The sequence below is a fragment of the Shinella sedimenti genome (assembly GCF_022601905.1).
GTDB lineage: Bacteria > Pseudomonadota > Alphaproteobacteria > Rhizobiales > Rhizobiaceae > Shinella > Shinella sedimenti.
This window is the reverse complement of the sequence record NZ_JAKVIN010000001.1, coordinates 736,110-751,336: the sequence shown is the minus strand read 5'-3', so window position 1 is coordinate 751,336 and position 15,227 is coordinate 736,110. Positions and strand designations below refer to the sequence as shown.

The 15,227-nt window shown below is 64.6% G+C and carries 17 protein-coding genes; 6 read left to right on the top strand and 11 right to left on the bottom strand.

Going from position 1 to position 15,227, the window contains the following annotated elements:
* Positions 1 to 81: 81 nt before the first annotated feature.
* Entirely contained in the window at positions 82 to 573 is a 492-nt protein-coding gene (locus tag MKI86_RS03810; RefSeq protein WP_241597460.1) for a MarR family winged helix-turn-helix transcriptional regulator, read from the bottom strand.
* Positions 574 to 681: 108 nt separating this feature from the next.
* Here MKI86_RS03810 and MKI86_RS03805 point away from each other — a divergent pair, with 108 nt between their 5' ends.
* The 4 genes from MKI86_RS03805 to MKI86_RS03790 all read left to right on the top strand — a co-directional run bounded on the left by MKI86_RS03805 (position 682) and on the right by MKI86_RS03790 (position 2,671).
* Complete coding sequence (locus MKI86_RS03805) at positions 682 to 1,104, top strand: organic hydroperoxide resistance protein (protein ID WP_241597456.1); 423 nt, start codon at positions 682 to 684, stop codon at positions 1,102 to 1,104.
* Positions 1,105 to 1,255: 151 nt separating this feature from the next.
* Positions 1,256 to 1,432, top strand: coding sequence for a hypothetical protein (locus tag MKI86_RS03800; protein ID WP_241597453.1), 177 nt, complete (start codon positions 1,256 to 1,258; stop codon positions 1,430 to 1,432).
* A gap of 143 nt (positions 1,433 to 1,575) precedes the next feature.
* On the top strand, positions 1,576 to 1,953 hold the full coding sequence (locus MKI86_RS03795; RefSeq protein WP_241597450.1) for an MbcA/ParS/Xre antitoxin family protein: 378 nt from the start codon (positions 1,576 to 1,578) through the stop codon (positions 1,951 to 1,953).
* Positions 1,913 to 2,671 carry an RES family NAD+ phosphorylase gene (locus tag MKI86_RS03790; protein ID WP_241597447.1) on the top strand — a complete coding sequence of 253 codons (759 nt, stop codon included), beginning with the start codon at positions 1,913 to 1,915 and terminating at the stop codon, positions 2,669 to 2,671. Before MKI86_RS03795 ends, MKI86_RS03790 begins: the two co-directional genes overlap by 41 nt.
* Here the strand turns inward: MKI86_RS03790 and MKI86_RS03785 are convergent.
* Both MKI86_RS03785 and MKI86_RS03780 read right to left on the bottom strand, forming a co-directional pair.
* Positions 2,660 to 4,180, bottom strand: a complete 1,521-nt coding sequence (locus MKI86_RS03785) for an ABC-F family ATP-binding cassette domain-containing protein (protein ID WP_241597444.1) — start codon at positions 4,178 to 4,180, stop codon at positions 2,660 to 2,662. The genes MKI86_RS03790 and MKI86_RS03785 overlap by 12 nt on opposite strands.
* Positions 4,181 to 4,640: 460 nt before the next feature.
* Positions 4,641 to 6,206, bottom strand: a complete 1,566-nt coding sequence (locus MKI86_RS03780) for a helicase HerA-like C-terminal domain-containing protein (protein WP_241597861.1) — start codon at positions 6,204 to 6,206, stop codon at positions 4,641 to 4,643.
* Between the two features lie 244 nt (positions 6,207 to 6,450).
* Here MKI86_RS03780 and MKI86_RS03775 point away from each other — a divergent pair, with 244 nt between their 5' ends.
* Positions 6,451 to 6,840, top strand: a complete 390-nt coding sequence (locus tag MKI86_RS03775; protein WP_241597437.1) for a hypothetical protein — start codon at positions 6,451 to 6,453, stop codon at positions 6,838 to 6,840.
* Positions 6,841 to 6,880: 40 nt separating this feature from the next.
* Here MKI86_RS03775 and MKI86_RS03770 read toward each other — a convergent pair whose 3' ends face one another.
* The 4 genes from MKI86_RS03770 to MKI86_RS03755 form a co-directional block, all read right to left on the bottom strand.
* A complete protein-coding gene (locus MKI86_RS03770; protein WP_241597435.1) occupies positions 6,881 to 7,393 on the bottom strand; it encodes a ClbS/DfsB family four-helix bundle protein in 513 nt (170 codons plus the stop codon).
* Positions 7,394 to 7,399: 6 nt separating this feature from the next.
* Positions 7,400 to 8,554, bottom strand: a complete 1,155-nt coding sequence (locus MKI86_RS03765) for an MFS transporter (protein ID WP_241597431.1) — start codon at positions 8,552 to 8,554, stop codon at positions 7,400 to 7,402.
* A gap of 106 nt (positions 8,555 to 8,660) precedes the next feature.
* Positions 8,661 to 9,494 carry an aldo/keto reductase gene (locus MKI86_RS03760; protein WP_241597416.1) on the bottom strand — a complete coding sequence of 278 codons (834 nt, stop codon included), beginning with the start codon at positions 9,492 to 9,494 and terminating at the stop codon, positions 8,661 to 8,663.
* Positions 9,495 to 9,556: 62 nt separating this feature from the next.
* Positions 9,557 to 10,750 (bottom strand): MFS transporter, encoded by a 1,194-nt coding sequence (locus MKI86_RS03755; protein ID WP_241597414.1) that lies wholly within the window; start codon positions 10,748 to 10,750, stop codon positions 9,557 to 9,559.
* A gap of 148 nt (positions 10,751 to 10,898) precedes the next feature.
* On the opposite strand from MKI86_RS03755, the gene MKI86_RS03750 reads away from it, so the two are divergent.
* Complete coding sequence (locus MKI86_RS03750; protein ID WP_241597403.1) at positions 10,899 to 11,792, top strand: LysR family transcriptional regulator; 894 nt, start codon at positions 10,899 to 10,901, stop codon at positions 11,790 to 11,792.
* Positions 11,793 to 11,797: 5 nt separating this feature from the next.
* Here the strand turns inward: MKI86_RS03750 and tam are convergent, their stop codons facing one another.
* The 4 genes from tam to MKI86_RS03730 form a co-directional block, all read right to left on the bottom strand.
* The gene (gene tam / locus MKI86_RS03745; RefSeq protein WP_241597400.1) at positions 11,798 to 12,571 is read right to left on the bottom strand and encodes a trans-aconitate 2-methyltransferase; all 774 of its coding nucleotides are present in this window, start codon (positions 12,569 to 12,571) and stop codon (positions 11,798 to 11,800) included.
* A 1-nt stretch (position 12,572) separates the two neighbouring features.
* On the bottom strand, positions 12,573 to 13,223 hold the full coding sequence (locus MKI86_RS03740; RefSeq protein ID WP_241597397.1) for a haloacid dehalogenase type II: 651 nt from the start codon (positions 13,221 to 13,223) through the stop codon (positions 12,573 to 12,575).
* 107 nt (positions 13,224 to 13,330) lie between these two features.
* Positions 13,331 to 14,368, bottom strand: a complete 1,038-nt coding sequence (locus tag MKI86_RS03735) for a serine hydrolase domain-containing protein (protein ID WP_241597395.1) — start codon at positions 14,366 to 14,368, stop codon at positions 13,331 to 13,333.
* A 73-nt stretch (positions 14,369 to 14,441) separates the two neighbouring features.
* A complete protein-coding gene (locus MKI86_RS03730; RefSeq protein WP_241597393.1) occupies positions 14,442 to 15,074 on the bottom strand; it encodes a CatB-related O-acetyltransferase in 633 nt (210 codons plus the stop codon).
* Positions 15,075 to 15,227: the final 153 nt, after the last annotated feature.

Below are 15,227 nucleotides of genomic sequence, written 5' to 3'. Positions count from 1 at the left end.
GATCTGCCGCCTGGTGCACTCTAGCGGCAAGGGGCGGCCGGCAACAGGTCTGCGCGTGAAGGATCTGGGGAAAGGCCGTCTTTACGCGGCCGTATCGTGCCGCGCGGCTGCTTCCAGACGGGCGGAGAGCTGTTGCAGCTCGCCCGTCAGCGCCTGCAGGTTCTCTACCGTACAGCCCGTCGCCTGGCGGATCCCCTTGAGGATGCCGATGGCTGCGTCCTGCATGGCCTTGCCCTTGTCAGTGAGGGTGATCAGCACCTGCCGCTCGTCGGCCTTGTCGCGGGCGCGGCGGATATGGCCCGCCGCCTCCAGCCGCTTGAGGAGAGGCGAGAGCGTGCCGGAATCGAGCCCGAGTGTTTCGCCCAGCGCCTTCACGGTACGCCCATCTTCCTCCCACAGCGTCATCAGCACGATATATTGCGGATAGGTGAGGCCGTAGGCGTCGAGCAGCGGCTTGTAGGTGCGGTTGAACGCATGCGCCGCGGAATAGACGGCAAAGCAAAGCTGCTGGTCGAGCGCCAGCGCGCTTGGCGGAATGTCGTCGGTCTCGGCTTCGTCACGTTTGTCTGTCATGGTGCCATTGTCGCAGAAAACGACAGAAATTGCAATTTTGCAAAATCATATTGCGCACAATCTAATTTTGCGCTATCAACAATCATCAACACAGGAAAGGAGACACCCATGCCCATTCTCTACAGGACCAAGGCATCTGCAACCGGCGGCCGCGCTGGCCATGGCGCAACCGAAGACGGCACCGTCGATGTCACGCTGACGGTTCCCAAGGAACTTGGCGGCGATGGCGCCACCGGCGCAAACCCGGAAAAGCTCTTTGCCGTGGGCTATTCCGCCTGCTTCCTCGGCGCGCTCAAGTTCGTCGCCGGCAAGGAAAAGGTGAAGATCCCCGATGACGCCAAGGTTACCGCGACGGTCGGCATCGGCCCGCGCGAGGATGGCGGCGGTTTCGGAATCGAGGCTGCGCTGGAAGTGTCCGTCCCGGGCGTCGATAAGGCCGTGCTCGAGGATCTCGTCAAGAAGGCGCATGTCGTCTGCCCGTACAGCCACGCCACCCGCGGCAATCTGGACGTCAAGACGACGATCGCCTGATCAGCCGTCAGATATTCAAAAGGCCGCCCCGTCACCATCCGGGGCGGCCTTTCTGCGTGTTCCCGCGGAAACAGCGCAGGAAGCCGCGCTGTGAGACCTTTTGATCACCGGACGAGAACAGCTCGTCGTTCCCGGACATCAGGAGAGATCCATGCGCAAGTTCATCGTTTCCGCCACCATCGCCTTCATTGCCGCCGCCTCCTTCGCCGCGCCCTCGCAGGCCGGCAATTACGGTTATGGCTACAAGCCGCAGTGTTTCATCAAGAAGGTGAAGTCCTACGATTACTACGGCAACGTCGTGATCAGGAAGATCAAGGTCTGCAAGTAAGCCGCATCAGTCATGACCTCCCCAAAGGCCCGGATGTCCCTGCATCCGGGCTCTTTGCTGTCGGGGAGTGATTTGTGGCCCCGCAATCCCTTGTCATTGGAAAAATATCGGCTATATTCTTTCCCATGAAAGGAGATCGCATCATGCAGCGCAAACCTGCCCTTCAAGCCAATGCCGAAGGCGTCGTGCTCACCAAGGCGGCGGTCAATGCGGCCGAACGGCTTGGCCTAACGGCGCGTATCCTGTCAGCGGTCATCGGGGTGTCGGAGGCCACGGTCTCGCGGCTCAAGCGGCAGGATGTGCTTCTCGAGCGCGGCACCAAGCCGTTCGAACTCGCCGTCCTGCTCGTGCGCCTGTTCCGCTCGCTCGATGCCATCACCGGGGGTGACGAGGGCGTGGCCCGCGCCTGGATGAGCGCGGAGAACACGGTTCTCCAGGCCCGCCCCGTCGATCGTATCGTTTCCATTTCAGGCCTTGTCGATGTCCTTGCCTATCTGGACGCCCGTCGCGCTCTCGTCTGAGGCGCGGCCTTTTGCGGGCGAGGTGTGGCGGCTCGTCGAGGCGCAGCATCGCGTCTCCACCCTGAAACTCGTGGATACGCTGGACGAGCAGGCGCTATTGGAGGACCTGCTCGAAGAGAGCAAGCCCGTGCTGCCGCCCGAATGCGCGGGCCTCGATTATCTGCTCGCCACACCTTTCCGCTATGGCGCGGTTTATCCGCACGGGTCGCGGTTCCGCCGCGCCGGCCGCACGCTCGGCGTTTATTATGCCGGGCTGACGGTGGAGACGGCTTTGGCGGAAATGGCCTTCTACCGGCTGCTGTTCTTTTCCGAATCGCCCACGACGCCTCTGCCATCCAATGCCGCCGACTACACCGCCTTTTCCGCTGCGGTTGCGACCGGGCAGGCCCTCGATCTCACACGGCCGCCGCTCGACCGTGATGCGCCCGCCTGGACGCATCCGACCGATTATGCCGCCTGCCAGGCGCTTGCCGATGCCGCCCGTGCCGCCGGCATTGACGCCATCCTCTATCGCTCGGTGCGCGATCCCGGCGCCGGCAGCAACCTGGCGCTTCTGACGGCGAAAGGCTTTGCCGCGCCGAAGCCGGTGGAGCGCCAGACCTGGCGCATCCGGCTTTCGCCGCTCGGCGTGCAGGCGCTCTGCGACCACCCGCCAAGACGCATCGGCTTTTCACGCGAGGATTTTGCCCGCGATCCGCGCATCGCCTCACGCAAATAGCGCGGCTTCCTCGAAGAAGTCCTCCGGCCCGTCCACTTCGATCAGCCGCCGCTTTTCGATGAGCCAGAAGCGGTTCGCCACCGCCCGTACGAAAGCGCGGTCGTGCGAGACGAAGAGGCAGCTCGCCTGCTGGGCCGTCAGTTCGCGCTCCAGCGCTTCCTGTCCGTCGATATCGAGATGGTTGGTGGGCTCGTCGAGCAGGGTGAAGTTCGGATTGGTGAGCCTGAGCACCAGCATGCCGAGCCGGGCCTTCTGCCCGCCCGACAGCAACCCGACCGGCCGCCCCTGCATCTCCATGGAAAAGCCCGCGCCGGCCAGCAGGCTGCGTGCCCGCTGGTCGCCCACATCGAAGCGGTGTATGATCGTGCCATGCGGCGTCTCGTCGTCGGACAGGTCCGAAAGCGCCTGGTCGCCATAGCCGAGCACGAGCGAGGGCGTCGGCTTGATGCCCTCCTGCGCCTCACCTTCGATCGCCGCCTTCAGCCGCCGCACCAGCCGTGTCTTGCCGGTGCCGTTGAGGCCAAGTAGCACGATCCTGTCGCCCTGGCAGATGAACTTTTTGCCGGTGCGGAAGAGAAGCGTGCCGTCGGGTGTTTCGACCGGGCAATCCTCCAGCGTCACCAGCACCTTGGCATGGGTGCCGCGATTGGCGAGCCGGATGGCCCCGGCGCCGTTCTCGTGATGGGCGGGACGCGCCGCATCCTCGATGCGTTCCGCGCGGGCCTTGAGCTGCTTGGTCTTCACCACCAGCAGGTCGCTGCCGGAATTGACGCCGATATTGTGCAGCTTCGCCGCCTGGTGTCTCAGTTGCGCGGCCGTCTTCATGTCCTTCTCGAAGCGTCGCTCCTCGGCTGCGTCCGCCTCATCCAGCGCAGCGCGGGCACGGGAGTAGGGCAGTGCGAAGACCTGCGAGCGCTCGGGCCTCAGGAACAGCGTACGGTTCGTCACCGCATCGAGGAACGCCCGGTCGTGGCTGGAGAGGATGACCGGCATGTCGCGCGGCAGGGTGGCGAGCCAGCTTTCCAGCCTTGCGATCTTTTCCAGGTCCAGATGGTTGGTCGGCTCGTCGAGCAGAAGCACGTCCGGCTCGCTGACACGCACCCGGGCGATCAGCGCGATGCGCTGCCAGCCGCCGCTGAGTGCGGCGAGCGGACGCTCGCGCAGGTCCTGCGGCACCTCCAGTTCCTCGAGCGTGACATCCGCACGCCAGCTTTCGCTTTCCTGCTGCCCGGCCGACAGTGCGTCGAGCACCGCCTCGCGGAAGGTCAGCGTTTCCAGGCCGGGCGCAAGCTGTTGTTCCATATGGCCGATGGTCAGGCCGCGGGCGCGGGTAATGTCGCCCGTCGTCGGCTCGAATGCGCCCGTGATGCATTTCAGCAGCGTGGACTTGCCGCGTCCGTTGGCGGCAACGAGCCCGATGCGGTCACCGCTGGAAACGGCGAGGTTGAGGTTCGAAAAAAGGGGAGCGGAAAGCGTGACGCCGAGCGCACGGATATTGATGAGCGACATGAGAATTCTCTGGTCTGCAAGGCCTCGCGGCGCGGCATCGGCCGTCGATCACGCGGAAGGCACAAGGAAATCGGATGCGGTGAACCGCATCGCCGGAAGGGCAGACCAGAAAAGAAAGTGTGTTCGTTCCGATCAGCCCTGCAAACGCATTTGCAGGGCAAGATCAGGGCCATGTGTGCGATGTGGCAGGAAGCCGACCTTCACGGCACAGCCCTCTCTTACGTGTTGCGAACGGCGTGGAAATACCATCGGCTGGCACGGTTTGCAACGGGGCGGGCGGTTTACCCCCTCTGTCCTGCCGGACATCTCCCCCACAAGGGGGGAGATCGGCAAGCAGCGGCACCTTCGCTTCACCAGCATGCGGGAGAAGGGCAACACGGTGCCGCGACTCAATCTCCCCCCTTGTGGGGGAGATGTCCGGCAGGACAGAGGGGTGTGAGCACTGAGCCCCGATGCAGTCCTACCGCCGCAAGCTCCCCAAAATTCCGCGCACGAGCGCGCGCCCGAGGGAGGATGCCACGGTGCGGGCCACGGATTTCATCGCCGCTTCCGCGACCGTTTCGCGCTGGTAGCCCGCACGGGGCTTGGCCTGCTTGGGGGCGGACGTGGCGGCGGGTTCGTCGTCGCCGAAGCCGGGCAGGGTCCAGCGGCTGCCGCCGGAGGATTGCTGGCTCGACTGGTCGGCTTCCGCCTGCTGCTGCGCGGCGGCGGCATCGGCTGCCTTCTTGGCCCGCGCCGTCAGGATTTCGTAGGCGGACTCGCGGTCGAAGTCCTCGTCATAGAGCCCGGCGACAGGGCTCACCTTCATGATCGACTGGCGCTCCGCATCGGTGACGGGGCCGAGCCGCGAGGCCGGCGGGCGCACCAGTGTGCGTTCCACCATGGACGGCGCGCCCTTACCCTCCAGCGTGGAGACCAGGGCCTCGCCGGTGCCGAGATTGGTGATGACCTCGGCGCAATTGAAATCCGGATTGGGGCGGAACGTGTCGGCGGCGGTCTTCACCGCCTTCTGCTCGCGCGGCGTATAGGCGCGCAGCGCATGCTGCACGCGGTTGCCCAGCTGGGCGAGCACCGTTTCCGGCACGTCGAGCGGGTTCTGCGTGACAAAGTAGACGCCAACGCCCTTGGAGCGGATGAGGCGCACGACCTGCTCCACCCGCTCGGTCAGCACCTTTGGCGCGTCCTTGAACAGGAGATGCGCCTCGTCGAAGAAGAACACGAGCTTCGGCTTGTCCGGATCGCCCACTTCCGGCAGCACCTCGAAGAGCTCGGAGAGCATCCACAAGAGGAAGGTGCCGTAAAGGCGCGGGTTCATCATCAGCTTGTCGGCGGCCAGCACCGAGATCGCGCCGCGCCCGTCATTGGTGGTGCGCATGATGTCGGAAATCTTCAGCGCCGGCTCGCCGAAGAACTGCACGGCGCCCTGCTGTTCGAGGATGAGCAGTTCGCGCTGGATCGAGCCGACCGAGGCCTTGGAGATGAATCCGAACTGGTTGGAAAGCGTCGAGGCGTTCTCGCCCATATAGTTGAGCAGCGCCTGGAAATCCTTAAGGTCGAGCAGCGGCAGGCCGCCCTGGTCGGCGATCTTGAAGGCGATGTTGATGACACCTTCCTGCGCATCCGTCGCGTTCATCAGACGCGAGAGCAAAAGCGGACCCATTTCGGATATGGTGGTGCGGACGCGGTGGCCCTTCTCGCCGTAAAGATCCCAGAAGATAACAGGGAATTCCTGGAACTCGTAGGGCGTAAGCCCAATCTGGTCGGCGCGCTTCTGGAGGAAGTCCTTCGGCTCGCCCATCGCGCCGATACCCGAAAGGTCGCCCTTCACGTCGGCGCAGAACACCGGCACGCCGGCATTGGAAAAACCTTCCGCGAGGATCTGCAGCGTCACCGTCTTGCCGGTGCCGGTCGCGCCCGTCACGAGACCGTGGCGGTTGCCGAACTTCAGGTCGAGATATTCGGGCTTGTTGGTGGTATCGTCAGGCTTGCGGCTGGTGCCGATATAGAGTTTTCCGTCCTGAAGAATGGAATCCGTCACGTTGAAACTCCCTGACTGCCGGTTCCTGCCGCGATTCCCGTGAAGGGGCGGATCGCCGCGCCCGAACGGTTTTCATTGAATCGTCTCAGGGAGGTTATAAGGATAGTCAGGCACGGGAACAACACGCTTTCACGGCCGTCTCCCGGCGGTCGAATGCGCGCCTGACCGGCTTGAGTTTGCCGGAGAACTCATTTACCTTGACGTTAACGTCAATTCCTTTGGAGGATCGTCCATGAATGAACTCGTCACCCGCGTCGCCAATGCCGTCGGTATCGAACCTGCCCTCGCCGAAAAGGCGATCGGCATGATGCTGGGCTTCCTGCAGCGCGAAGCGGCCGATGGCCCGGTCGCCCGCATGATCGAAGCCATTCCCGGCGCCTCCGACCTCGTCGCCCAGTATAACGGCGAAGGCGAAGGCAAGGGCCTGCTCGGCGGCCTGATGAGCGCCATCGGCGGCGGCGGCGTCATGGGCCTCGGCCAGCAGCTGATGAGCCAGGGCCTCGGCATGGGCGAAATCACCGGCCTCGCCAAGGAAACGCTCGCTGTCGCCCGCGAACACGCCGGTGCTGAGACCGTCGACGAAGTCGTCGATTCGGTCCCGGGCCTGAGCCAGTTCGTCTGATTTTCGATACGCCATCCCGCTCAAGGGCGGGATGGCGGCCTCATGGCGTAGCCTGCGCCTTCAGCCACTTGCGCAGCCGGCCGCGGGCATTGGCATAGGGTGACGACGTGTTGAACTGGATCATCCGCCCCATCGTCCACTTTTCATACCAGCCGCGCCCATAAAGCGCTGCTTCGTCCTTGCCTTCGATGGCCGCGACGATCCGCGCCTTCGCAGCCTCGAGGCGTGCGACGAGCGCGGGATAGGGCACATCCTCATAGTCGCGGTAGAATTTCTGGGCGAGCCTGCCCAGCTCGTTCCACTTGAAACCCGTCTCGGGAAAATCGACCGGCAACCCCGCCGCATCACGATCCAGCCATTTCAGCACGAGTTCGTTCCAGCCTGTCAGGTAGGCGACGAGATCGAGCGGGCTCATCATCGTGCCCTTGGCATGGCCTTCCATGGTGCGCGTGTGAACGGTGCCCTCTGGAATGTCGTCGAGCGCCTTGCGCAGCTTGCCGAATTCCAGCGCGATCGCCGCCAGCAGCTCACCCTTGGTCTGCGGCACGGCCATGGTGGTCTACCGCTTGCGCGCCTTCATCATGAGAACCGTAAAGAAAACAAGTCCGACGCCCACCGAGAGCGGACCGGCCTTGGGGCCGCCGGCCTCCATGATCGCCCCCGTCAGGCCCGACCCCGCCCCGCTGCCGGCCGCATAGGCGAGTGCGAAGGCGGCACTTCCGGCAACCAGCATGGCGCCGCTATGGCGTTCGCCGAGCATGGTAAGGGCGCAGGTGTAGAGCGAGAAGGTGGCCGTGCCCATCAACGCGAAGACCGAGAGAATGGCGAACTCCGACGTCATGGAGGGCAAGAGCAGGTAGCTTGCCGCGGCGACTGTGACGGCGGCGAGCGCGACGCGTTCGCGCGGGAATCGGTCGAGCAGCACGCCGATGAAGGGCTGGGCGATGGCCGTGGGCAACGCCAGCACGGTCACGCTCACCGCCGCGAAGGCCTCGCTGTAGCCCATCTTCACGAAATAGACCGGCATGGCGGAAATCGCCGCGATATCGGCAAAGCTGAAGACGAAGACCATGCCGGCCAGAAGTGGCGCGGCGCGGAGGAAGCGGAAGACATCGCCGGTGGAGGAAGGCTCGGGCACCGTCTTCGTCGAGAACATCAGCATGGCCGTCGCGAAGGCGACGATGGCGAGATAGATCGCCGTCATGGCGAAGCCGATGCCGCTTGCGCTGCCGAGAAGCGGAATGGCGAGCGGCCCGGCGGCGAAACCTGCGCACATGCCCGCACCATAGATGCCCGAGACACGGCCGCGCAGGCGGTCCGGGCAGGCGGCGTTGAGCCACGCCTCGCCGAGCATGAAGATGAGGCTGGCGAAGAAGCCGAGCAGGAAGCGGGCGACAAGCCAGACGGCGAACGAGCCGGAAGCGGCGAAGGTGGCGAGGCACAGCGAGCAGCCGATGAGGCTTGCGATGATCAGCCGGTCGGCGCGCCAGCGGGCGGTGAGCGTGCCGAGCATCAGCGTCGAGGCGGCAAGGCCGCCGGCGAAGGCCAGCGCGTTTACGCCGATCAGCCCCGGCGAAAAGCCGCGCGCCTCCAGCGTCAGCGAGATCAGCGGATAGGTCAGCCCCTGCGCGACGGAAAACGCGGTGACGCCGAGCACGACGGCGACAATGGCCGGCCAGTCCGGCGCAAAGACGGTTGAAGACGAGGACTGCATGAGGGGCTCCCGACCGCACGCGCGGCGGCGCCTTCATCCATATCCGGCCGCCACGCCTTTGGGAAGCAGGTCAACGAGGCGCGGTGTGCGCCTCGTCGAACGTCGATCAGGCCGCGCGGTCCCACGCCGGAGCAAGGCCCTCGGGGCTGACGATGCGGCCGTCGGTGCGGGCAAGCCCGTGGATGCGCGTCATCTCGTCCGGTGCCAGCGTAAAGTCGAAGATCGCGCGGTTTTCGGCAAGCCGTGCCTGCGTCGCCGTCTTGGTGAGCACCACCACGTCGGGCTGCTGGATCAGCCAGCGCAGCGCGACCTGTGCTGCCGACTTGCCATGGGCCGCACCGATCTCCTTCAGCACCGGCTCGGCCGGCACCTTGCCGTCCGCCATGGCGAAGTAGGCGGTGAGTGCCATGCCGTGGGTGGCGGTGGCGGCGTGCACCTTCGTCTGGTCGAGGAACGGGTGGTATTCGACCTGGTTGGTGGCGAGCGGCGCGGGGCTGAGGCGCACGGCGTCGGCCATCAGCGCCGTGTTGAAGTTGCTCACGCCAATATGCCTGGTCAGGCCGCGTTCACGCACGGCATTGAGCTCGGCGATCTGCACCGCGAGCGGCACGGCCTCGTTCGGCCAGTGCAGCAGGAGAAGATCGACATGGTCTGTCTTCAGCTTTCGCAGGCTTTCCTCAATGGAGGCGGCAAACGCATCCTTTCCGTAATTCGCGACCCACACCTTGGTGGTGAGGAAGATGTTTTCGCGCGCAACGCCGGAGTTGCGGATCGCGTCGCCGACAGCCGCCTCGTTCTCGTAGATCTGGGCGGTATCGACATGGGTGAAACCGGCCTGCAGAGCGTTCGGCAGGATGGCGAGAACTTCGGTTTCCGGCATGCGGAACGTACCGAAGCCGAGCTGGGGGATGTGGGCGCCATTGGCGTTGACGGTTTGCATGGGTTTTTCCTTGGGTGGGGATGCGCCGGAGTTCCGGGAAGGATGTCCGGCGGGGGAAGATTTCAGGCAAGCTCAGCGGCGGCGTCCGGCTGGCTGCGTTCGCGGCGGTCGAGCGCACCGCTCAGCATCGTGAGGCCAAGCGCGCCGGCCACCAGGATCGCGCCGACCCAGGGCGTTGCGCCAAGCCCCAGCGGCGAGGCGACGACGAGCCCGCCGATCCACGCGCCGGCCGCGATGCCGAGATTGAAGGCGGCGATGTTGAGCGCGGAGGCGACATCGATGGCGGCGGGGCGGTGACGCCGGGCCATGTCGACCACGTAGAGCTGGAGGCCGGGCACGGTGGCGAAGGACAGGAAGCCGATGGCGGCGAGCGTGACCAGCGCCAGAACCGGCGAGGGCGCGGTCAGAGTCAGCACGGCGAGCGCCGCCGCCTGAAGCGCAAACATCACGGCAAGCGCCTTCACCGGATCGCGGTCCGCGATCCTGCCGCCGACAAGATTGCCGATGGCGATGGCGACGCCGTAGAGCACCAGCACGAGGCTGACCATGTTGGCGGAAAAGCCGGTAATGGTCTGCAGCAGCGGCGACAAGTAGGTGAAGGTGACGAAGGTGCCGCCATAGCCAAGCGCCGTCATGGCGAAGACGATGAGCAGGCGGCCCGAGCCGAGCACGCGCACCTGCTGCATGAGGCCGGCCGGCGTCTCGCGCTTGAGATTGGAGGGCATAAGCAGCGCGATGGCAGCGAGCGCGACGAGGCCAAGCCCGGCCACGGCCCAGAAGGTAGCGCGCCAGCCGAAGGTCTGGCCGATGAACGTGCCGAGCGGCACGCCGGTGACGATGGCGACGGTCAGCCCCATGAACATCATGGCGATGGCCGAGGCCCGCCGGTCCGGGGCGACGAGATCGGCCGCGATGGTGGCGCCGACGGAGAAGAAGACGCCATGCGCGAAGGCCGAAAGCACGCGGCCGACAAGCAGCATTTCATAGCTTGGCGAGAGCGCGGCAAGCGCATTGCCGGCGATGAACAGCGCCATGAGGCCGACGAGCAGCGGTTTGCGGCCGAGCCTGCCGGTGAGCGCGGTCAGCACGGGCGCGCCGAAGGTGACGCCGAGCGCATAGACGGAAACGATAAGGCCGGCAAGCGGCAGCGTGATGCCGAGGTCGGAGGCGACGGTCGGCAACAGGCCGACGATCACGAATTCCGTGGTGCCGATCGCGTAGGCCGCGACGGTCAGGGCAAAGAGGGCAAGGGGCATGAAACACCTTTACAGGGTTACGGGCGCGGGCCTGGGAGATGGCCCGGTCGCCGCGCGGAACGGATGGCGCGAATATGCGGCCTTGCCACTTGAATGATAATCGGCAGCAATGGATAAATGGCTGTGAAACAAATTCACAGGATGAGCCATGGACAACCGCACCGGCGAAATGGAGGTCTTCGTCTCGGCGGCCGAGACGGGCAGCTTCTCTGCCACGGCGCGCCGGCTGAAGCTCACGCCCTCGGCGGTCAGCAAGCTGGTGACGCGCATCGAGGACCGGCTCGGCACACGCCTTCTGGTGCGCACCACCCGTTCGCTGCTGCTGACGCCGGAAGGCGAGACCTATCTGGCGCGCGCCCGGCGTGTGCTGGCGGAAATCGACGAGATGGAGCGGCTGGTCGCACAGGGGGCGCAGGCCAAGCCGCGCGGGCTGCTGCGCGTCAATGCGACGATCGGCTTTGGCGAATGCTACATCATCCCGCTGGTCGGCGAATTCCTCTCGCTCTACCCGGATGTGCGGCTGGAACTGTCGCTCAGCGACGGGTTGATCGATCTCGTGGAGGAGCGCACGGACATCGCGTTCCGCACCGCGCCCATGGCCGATTCATCGCTCAAGGCACGCAAGCTCCTGGTCAGCCATCGCATCACGGTGGCCACGCCGGATTATCTCGCCGCGCGCGGCACGCCGCAGGTGCCGGCCGATCTCGCGAACCACAATTGCATCACCTTCACCTTCGGGCGCACGCCCGGTGAATGGCCGTTCCGCGATCCCGGCACAAGCACCGTCTATCCCGTGCCGGCGCCGGGGAATGTCATGGCGGCAAGCGGCTCGGTCGCGCGGCTGCTCTGCCTGGAGGGCGTGGGCATTGCCCGCATCGGCAAGTTCCATGTCGACGGCGATATCGCCGCCGGCCGCCTCGTGGAGGTGCTGGCCGAATATAATCCCGTGCAGGAGGAGCAGGTGCACGCCGTCTATGTCGGCCACGAGCACCTGGCCGCCCGCATCCGCGCCTTCATCGATTTCCTGGCCGAGAAGATCTGAAGCCGTCAGGCCTTGACCGCCATGACGAACAGCCGCGGGAAACGCAGCAGCAGCCGTCCGTCCGCAAGGGGCGGGTAGGCGGCGGCGATACGCCCTTCGTAATCGGCGAGGAAGGCCTCGTAGTGTCCGGCGGGGATATGGTCGAGATAGCGCCTGAGGCCGGTGCCCTTGACCCATTCCACGATGGCGCCGGCATCGGCCATCGGATGATTGTAGGCGGTCTGCCACGCATCGACGCGCGCGGCCTTGGGCGCAAGCGCGTCGAAATAGGCAGCGGGTGGGGGAAGGCGCTTGCGGCGTGGCGCTCCTTCGGCAAACACGCTCTGCCAGGGACCAGCAAGCGCGCTTTCCTCCATCAGCCTGTGCGAGGGCTCGTCGAAGTTGTCAGGCATCTGCACGGCAAGCACGCCGCCCGGGCGCAGCCCGTCCATCAGTTCGGCCAGCAGTCCCAGATGGTCCGGCAGCCATTGGAACACGGCGTTGGCATAGAGCAGGGCAGCGGGTGCCGGCGGGCGCCATGTCGCAAGATCGCATTCGACGAAATCCACGCCCGGCAGGCGTTGGCGCGCCGCCTTCAGCATGTCGGCCGCATTGTCCACGCCCTTCACGCCGCGGCCGGGAAAGCGTTGCACCAGAAGTTCAGTGGAATTGCCCGGACCGCAACCGAGGTCGTAGACCGTACCGGCCGGCAGATCGGCGGGCACCTGGGCCAAGAGGTCGCGCGCGGGCCGAGTGCGTTCATCTTCGAATTTCAGATACTGTGCGGCGGACCATGCCATGTCAGAGGCTTTCGAGCGAGGGAAGGATGAGCGCGGGGCCGAGATCGAAATATTCATCCGGCATGTCGCCGCGGTTGATCCAGACGGTGCGGAAGCCGAATTTCGCAGCACCCGCAATGTCCCAGCGGTTGGAGGACTGGAAGGAAACGGCATCAGGGTAAAGCCGGTAACTGGTCGTGACGAGATCGTAGACCGCGGGTGCGGTCTTGTAGGTCTTCAGCGCATCCACGGAAAAGATGTCGTCGATGACGGTGTCGAGCGCGGCGTTCTTCACCGCCGAGGCGAGCATGGCCGGCGAGCCGTTGGAGAGAATGGCGATATGTGCGCCCCGGCTCTTCAGCGCCTTCAGCACCGCCGGCACTTCGGGGTAGCAGTCGAGCGTCCAGTAGGCATCGAGCAGCTTCGACCGCAGCGCCGGGTCGACGCCGCTGACGCGCTGGAACGTATAGTCCAGCGCCTGCTCTGTCAGCTGCCAGAAATCGGCATAAGCGCCCATCAGCGCGCGCGTCCAGGAATATTCCAGCTGCTTGGCGCGCCACATCTCCGAAAACAACCGGTAATCCGGCCCCACATCCCCCGCATGCCGCCGCACCGCCGCATGCACGTCGAACAGCGTGCCATAGGCATCGAACACATAGGCGGCATGGGACATGGTGGGCGATTCCTCGGGTTTCCTCGCTCGCGATTGGCGGTGATTGGCGTGGGAATGTCAATTGTGCGTCGAAAGTACGGTTCTCCTTATCTCGGGCGCCATGGCCGTCAGGGTGAAGCGGAAGTGATCGCTTTCATCACGTCTATGAAGGCGCTGGTGCGAACACCGGACGCGTTCTGTTTGAGATCGACGGTCTGCACCACGACGAGCCGCTTCGATGGCACGACAGCGATGATCTGCCCGCCATAGCCGGAAGCGTAAAAAGCATGCGGCCCCCAGGGATCTTCGGGAAGTGTCCACCACATATAGCCGTAGCCCTGCCGTATCCGTTTCGCCTGCGAATAGGGGGTCGTCGATTCCTCGACCCACGCTTCTGGAATGATCTGCCTGCCGCCCCACTTGCCTGCATTCAGAAAAAGCTGGCCAAAACGGGCGGCGTCCCGCGCACTGAGTTGAAGCGGATAGGCCGGGTGCTCGGATACCTTTTCGAGGGCATAACGGCCGTCTCGAAGCGAGAAATCCTCCATGCCCACAGGGCGGGCAATCCGGTTTTGAAAGCTCGCGAAGATGTCTTCCCCGGTTTGCTGCCGATAGATCGTACCGAGAGTATTGAAGTCCCAGTTGTTGTAGAACCAGAACGACCCCGGTGGATGGCTCCCGCGGGCCGGCCGCTTGCGCTTGATATCGGCCGTCTCGTGCGCGGCTGGATGGTAGATACCTGATCGTGACATGAGCAGATCGCGCACTGTCGCCGTTTTTTCCTCTTGCGTCAGGCGAGGCGCCGTGTCGTCGATGCCGAGTTCGGCAAGAGTGCTCGACAGGTCGATCCAGCCGTCGGCGACAGCAATGCCATAGAGTGCGCTGAGCAGGCTCTTGCGAACGGATGCCATGTTGACCTTGCGCGACGTGTCGCCCCATCGGGCAATGACCCGCCCGTCCTGAACGATCATCAGCGCGGTCGGCTTGAGTTTTTTCGATTGCAGGCGCGCGGCCTCGAGCCGCTCCACGGACCAGCCGGCGACAGCCGGATCCACGTCCTCCCAGGCTTGGGCACGGGCTTGCGCTGACATGAGAATGGTCACGAAAAGCAGAAATGCGAAATGTCGAGCAAACATGGCCCCTCCCGTTTTCAACAGGCTGACCATCCAATCATGGCGGCTTTCCGGCTGATGATGCGCCTGTCGGCACGCGCTGGATTTTTTACCGGCAACAGTCGGTTCAGGCCCGCCGCAGGGCGGACATGTCACCGCTGCTCAGGGCCGGTAGGTTGGTTTCGATCCTGTCGAGCGGCCAGTCCCACCAGGCGAGGCCAAGCAGCTCATCGATGACGTCGCTTGGATAGCGCATTCGGATGACGGATGCCGGATTTCCGCCGACAACGGCGTAAGGCGGAACGTCCCGGGTAACGACCGAGGCGGCGGCGACGATCGCGCCCGAACCGATATGGACGCCGGGCATGATGGCCGCGTTCTGGCCTATCCAGACATCGTGATCCACGATCGTGTCTTTGACGGGCAGGTCCTTGTAGCCGAAGGTCTCCGGCTTGAAGATGCGAAACGGATAGGTGGTGAAGCCGGCCATCGGATGGTTGGCGGAACTCGTGATGAAGTAGCTTCCCCGTGCGATCTGAACGAACTTGCCGATCACCAGCCTCTCGCGGCAAGCGTGCCCCAGATAGGGCGCCAGGATCAAGGCCGTGTCTTCGAGCCTGCCGGAATGCGTGTAATAGCTGAAGTCGCCGATCTCCACGCGCGGATGATCGATGACGTTCTTAAGATACACCGTGTCCCGATAAACGGTTCCATCGGGCAGGGTGATGGGATGGATGGCCTGCGCATCAAGAAGAGCCATGGAGCGCCTTTCAGGCATTCGGCCAGCCAATCACGACGAAGCGGCATTCCGGTGAAATCTGGCGGCTAGTGTTCGTGCGACAACGCTATTGTCACCGGGCTGGGAAATCCATCGCGGCCCGGATATCGCTCCGATGAATAATTTTGATACCGA

What these genes read in the sequence shown, in the direction of transcription:
- MKI86_RS03740 (WP_241597397.1), bottom strand. Translation starts at nt 13,223, where the DNA reads ATGTCCCATGCCGCCTATGTGTTCGATGCCTATGGCACGCTGTTCGAC.
- MKI86_RS03800 (WP_241597453.1), top strand. Translation starts at nt 1,256, where the DNA reads ATGCGCAAGTTCATCGTTTCCGCCACCATCGCCTTCATTGCCGCCGCC.
- MKI86_RS03730 (WP_241597393.1), bottom strand. Translation starts at nt 15,074, where the DNA reads ATGGCTCTTCTTGATGCGCAGGCCATCCATCCCATCACCCTGCCCGAT.
- MKI86_RS03795 (WP_241597450.1), top strand. Translation starts at nt 1,576, where the DNA reads ATGCAGCGCAAACCTGCCCTTCAAGCCAATGCCGAAGGCGTCGTGCTC.
- MKI86_RS03760 (WP_241597416.1), bottom strand. Translation starts at nt 9,494, where the DNA reads ATGCAAACCGTCAACGCCAATGGCGCCCACATCCCCCAGCTCGGCTTC.
- MKI86_RS03805 (WP_241597456.1), top strand. Translation starts at nt 682, where the DNA reads ATGCCCATTCTCTACAGGACCAAGGCATCTGCAACCGGCGGCCGCGCT.
- MKI86_RS03765 (WP_241597431.1), bottom strand. Translation starts at nt 8,554, where the DNA reads ATGCAGTCCTCGTCTTCAACCGTCTTTGCGCCGGACTGGCCGGCCATT.
- MKI86_RS03735 (WP_241597395.1), bottom strand. Translation starts at nt 14,368, where the DNA reads ATGGTCAGCCTGTTGAAAACGGGAGGGGCCATGTTTGCTCGACATTTC.
- MKI86_RS03775 (WP_241597437.1), top strand. Translation starts at nt 6,451, where the DNA reads ATGAATGAACTCGTCACCCGCGTCGCCAATGCCGTCGGTATCGAACCT.
- MKI86_RS03790 (WP_241597447.1), top strand. Translation starts at nt 1,913, where the DNA reads ATGTCCTTGCCTATCTGGACGCCCGTCGCGCTCTCGTCTGAGGCGCGG.
- MKI86_RS03810 (WP_241597460.1), bottom strand. Translation starts at nt 573, where the DNA reads ATGACAGACAAACGTGACGAAGCCGAGACCGACGACATTCCGCCAAGC.
- MKI86_RS03750 (WP_241597403.1), top strand. Translation starts at nt 10,899, where the DNA reads ATGGACAACCGCACCGGCGAAATGGAGGTCTTCGTCTCGGCGGCCGAG.
- tam (WP_241597400.1), bottom strand. Translation starts at nt 12,571, where the DNA reads ATGGCATGGTCCGCCGCACAGTATCTGAAATTCGAAGATGAACGCACT.
- MKI86_RS03770 (WP_241597435.1), bottom strand. Translation starts at nt 7,393, where the DNA reads ATGGCCGTGCCGCAGACCAAGGGTGAGCTGCTGGCGGCGATCGCGCTG.
- MKI86_RS03785 (WP_241597444.1), bottom strand. Translation starts at nt 4,180, where the DNA reads ATGTCGCTCATCAATATCCGTGCGCTCGGCGTCACGCTTTCCGCTCCC.
- MKI86_RS03755 (WP_241597414.1), bottom strand. Translation starts at nt 10,750, where the DNA reads ATGCCCCTTGCCCTCTTTGCCCTGACCGTCGCGGCCTACGCGATCGGC.